General features: G+C 73.8%; 3 protein-coding genes. All 3 read left to right on the plus strand.

Annotated elements, in window-relative coordinates; genetic code table 11:
• On the plus strand, positions 1-878 hold an 878-nt coding region (locus EBO15_RS42750; protein ID WP_122200137.1), incomplete at its 5' end, for a conjugal transfer protein.
• Positions 879-956: 78 nt separating this feature from the next.
• Positions 957-1,235, plus strand: a complete 279-nt coding sequence (locus tag EBO15_RS42755) for a hypothetical protein (RefSeq protein WP_378240199.1) — start codon at positions 957-959, stop codon at positions 1,233-1,235.
• A gap of 84 nt (positions 1,236-1,319) precedes the next feature.
• The coding region (locus EBO15_RS46990) for a TcpE family conjugal transfer membrane protein (protein WP_267898467.1) at positions 1,320-4,251 on the plus strand (2,932 nt) is incomplete at its 3' end.

The raw sequence follows: 4,251 nt of genomic DNA on the forward strand, positions 1-4,251 counted from the left end.
GCGCCGCGCGCGGCGGCCGCTGGGGCGGCTCCGGCGGGCGCTGGTGGGTCTGGCTCGGCCGCGTCGTGCTCTGGGCCCTGATCATCGTGATCGTGGTGAACGGCGTGCGCGCGCCGTTCGAGCGGTTCACCGCCAAGGGCACCTCGTCCGGCGGCGGGTCCGGCCCGTCCGCGTACGGCTTCCCGACCACCGCGGCGGGCGCGTTCGCGCTCCAGTTCTCGCACGTGTACCTGAACTACGACCCGCGCACCGCCGACGCCCGCGCCCAGCAATTGAAGGCCTTCGTCCCGGACGGCGCCTCCGCGCAATTCGGCTGGAACAATGTCGGCCAGTTGCAGCTCACCTCCGCCCAGGTCGCGGGAGTGGACGTCCGCGACGCCGACAATGCCATCGTCACCGTCGTCGCCGGAGCACAGGGCAAGTGGTTCCGGCTCGCCGTCCCGGTCTACTCCAGGAACGGGGCCATGGTGGTCTCCGCCCGCCCGGCGCTGCTTCCCCCGCCGGCGAAGGCCGCCCTCCCCGACCCCGGCGTCCGCGACCGCGACAGCGCCCTCGAAGCCGAGCTCGGCTCGGTCATGGCCGCCTTCTTCCCCGCCTACGCGCACAGCGACCAGGCGGCGCTGCAACGATTCTCGGACGGCCCCCCGATCCGAGGACTCGCCGATTCCGTCACCTTCGTGCAGGTCAGAGAGGTCATCGCCCCCCGGGGCCCGATCGACTCCCGCACCGTCACCGTCACCGTCGGCTGGCAGATGCCCGCCGCGGGCGGCGCCGTAGGCGGTGAACTCGACCAGACCTACGACCTGTCGATGGTGAAGAAGAACGGCACCTGGTACGTGCACGATATTCGTGGCACGGCCCAACCGAACGCATCATGAAAGTCCCCGACGTGACCCTCACACAAGAACCGACCTCCGCCGATTCAGGAAGGTAAGCAGTCGATGCTGCATCACCTCATGGCGTCGATTCCCGACCAGATTCTGGCGGCGCCCGCGAACAACAACGACCAGCTCAGGACCGACCAGCTCGCGGACTGGCTGCGTCAGATCTTCGGGCCGCTCTTCCTGGTGATCGTCTCCATTGTCGCCATCTTCTTCCTGTTCACCCGGGAGATCACCCGCTTCGTCCAGTTCATCGTGCTGGCCGTCGCGATCGGCGTGGTCTTCTACGTCCCGAACATCATCGAGACCACGGCCAAGGCGATCGCCAAGGCCCTGGGGGTGAACCTGACCTAGGCCCGGCCAGGACGGTCCCGGGCCGCGCGGCCCGGGACCCGGCAGGCGACACCGTGCCCAGCGCAGTCAAAGGGGAGTAGGGGCGTGGATCTACCCACGTACACGAGCATCTGGCGCATCGAGAAGCGGCTGTACAAGCTGTACGACCTGCGGCTGCCCATGCCGCTGCCGCTCGTCCAGATCGGCGTGTTCGCCGGGATGTTCATCCCGTGGGTCCTGGTGCTGCGGCTGGTCGGCATCCCGTTCAAGTCGCCCTGGCACGTCCTGTACCTCGTCCCCCCGTTCGTGCTGACCTTCGCGGCGACGCGTCCGGTCATCGAGGGCAAGCGGCTCACCGAGCTGCTCCTCTCGCACACCCGCTACCTCTCCGAGCCCCGCACCTGGTGCCGCCTGACACCGATCCGCGAACCCCGCGAGGTCGTCGTCGTCGGCCGCGTCTGGCGCCGCGCCGACCACGCCCCCGAACGCGCCGCCGTCAAGGCCACCCGCCGCTCCCGCAAGGCCCGCCGCCAGGTCGAGCAGACCGCACCCGCGGCGCCCCCGGTCAGCGTTCCCGGCGGCCTCGTCCGGCGCCTTCCGTCCCAGGCCCCGTCCCTCAACGAGGCACCGGAGACCCCGCTCCGCAGCACCCCGGCCCCGGCGTCCCTGTCGAGGACCCCGCCCCCCATGGACGCCGACGTCCCCGTCGCGAGCGCGAGCCCGGCACCGGACTCGTCCCGCGGCTCCGGCAAGCGCGCCCTGGCCTCCGGCGTCCGCCGCCCCGGCGCCCCCGCCGACTTCTGGGACAACGTCACCCAGAACCTTCCGCGACACCCGTCCGACGACCAGGACCCGGGCATCCCGTCCGAGGACGTCGACGGCCCCCCGTCCATGTTCGGCCACGCCCGCCGCCGGGCCACCCCCCCGAACACCCGCCCCGACGTCCCCGCCCAGCCCCCGGCCCCCACCCGTCCCGACATCCCCCGCCGGCCCGCGGACGCGGAGGCCCCCCCACTCGAACGCTCCACGCGACCAGGTCCCGGAGCCCTGAGCCGCGCCCCCCGACCAAGCGCCGGCGCCCCCCAACGACCACAGGAGAACAAGCACCCCCAAACACCAAGCACCCCCAACACCCCCACCTCCGCAGCGCAGGCTCCACCGGAACCACTCCAGCCGACGGGCCCAGTCACGCGCCCCAGCGGCCTCGCCCAGGGCCCCCGCACCGACCCGCCCCAATCGGACGACCGCCGGCCCGACAAGGACGCACGCACCCCCGCCCGCGCACCGGGCGCGACCGCGCGTTCCGATCAGCCGGAGACCGGCAGCCTTGGCCGAGGTCCGCGTGTGAACGCAGAAGCCGACCCGTCCCAGCGGCCACACGCGGACGAAGGCCGACTCGACACAGGCGCGAGCGCGCAGACGGGCACGCCTGCGGCGCAGGGTTCACCGGAGCGGGAGCAGGCAGCGAGCGCGACCGTGGAGCCCACCGGTCAAGGACGAGGCCCGCGCGCCGGCCTGGACGCGGCCGCGCCGCAGAGCGCGAATGTGAACGAGAGCCAGGCCGGCGCGGATGCGGGCGACCACGACCGTGCCTCCGATGCGAGCGCGCCCGCGGCGCAGGGCTCGCATGGGCTGGAACAGTCGGCGAACGTGGACGCGGACGAGCCGCAGGGCGCGCGTGAAGACGAGCGTTCGGCGGCTGCGTCGCTGGGCGGTGGTCCGCGTGCGGACGTGCGTGGCCTCGATCGGGCGTCCAGCGCTGGTGCGCAGGAGGGCGCGGCTCAAGGCGCACGTGAGTCGGAGCGTTCGGCGGGACCGCCCGCGCGGCCGGGGACCGGGCAGGCGGGCGTCGGCGGACCGGAGCGCGGATCGCGTGCGGACGCGGCGCAGAGCGCACCTCGGGAGGCGCGTGAGGTCGAGGCCGCGACGGGCGAGATCGCTTCGCCTGCGCGTCCGGCGGCGCGACGTGGTGAGCGGGACCTTGAAGCGGCGAGTGCCACGCAGGAGACGCCTGCGGCGCCGCCGCGTCCTGGGCAAGAGCGTGAAGGGGAGCGCCCGGCTCGCGGGGACGCGCCTGTGGGCATGGAGGTGCCCGCGTCGTTCGCGCGGCCGGGGGCGCCGACCCGTGGAGATGGGTCTGTGTGGCCGGGACGTGAGGATGAGCGTTCGCGGGCCACGAGTGAGGCCGCCATGGCGGAGGCTTTGCGGGACGGGGCGAAGGAGTCTTCGGTGCGGGGGCGTGAAGGAGAGCGTTCGGAGAGGACGCCTGGGACTCGGGGCGACATCCCTCGGGAGGCGGCGCCCACACGGCCCGACATCCCGCAGCAGCCTGCGGCGGACGTCGGCGAGCCGAAGCCACGGACGGTTCCCGAGGAAGGCGACAAGCTCGTCGCCCGCGGAAACATCGTGCGGCGGACGACGCGGGCCGTCCCCGGAGCATTCGGCCAGGCGAGCGCCGGAGCGCCGACGCCTCCGGTGCACAAGCCGACAGAGCGCCCAACCCGTGAGGCCGAACGTCCAGCCCGCGAACCGGACCGTCCGACAACCGAGCCCCAGGGCCCGGCGAACGAGCCCCAGCGCCCGGAACGCGAAGCACAGGGTTTGGCACACGAGGCCCAGCCCTTCGCGCAAGGGGTGCAGCGTCCCGCGCACGAGGCGCAGCGTCCCGCGCACGAGACGCAAGGCCCGGAGCGTGAGGCGCAGCGTCTCGCGCACGAGGGGCAGAGCGCCGTCCACGAGGTGCAGAGCCCTGAGCGTGAGGCACAGGGGCCCGTCCACGAGGGGCAGGGCCCGGCGTATGCGGCTGGGCGGCCTGTGGATGAGGTGCGGCGGCCGGCGCCAGAGGCGGAGCGTTCCGCGGATGCGGGGGAGCGGGCCGGGCGTGGGGTGACCGGAGGTTCTGCGGAGTGGCGGCCGGTTCGGGGGCGGGAGCCTCGGCCCTGGTCGGAGGGGTTGTCGCGGCCCGCGCCGTGGCCGGCGGTGCAGCGGCAGGACGTGCCGCCGCCCGGGCCGCCGCCGTGCGCGGAGCCCGCGCTGC

The organism is Actinomadura harenae (assembly GCF_003696215.1).
GTDB classification, from domain to species: domain Bacteria; phylum Actinomycetota; class Actinomycetes; order Streptosporangiales; family Streptosporangiaceae; genus Spirillospora; species Spirillospora harenae.

Coding starts and splice junctions, on each gene's coding strand:
- EBO15_RS42755 (WP_378240199.1), top strand. CDS start 957: ATGGCGTCGATTCCCGACCAGATTCTGGCGGCGCCCGCGAACAACAAC.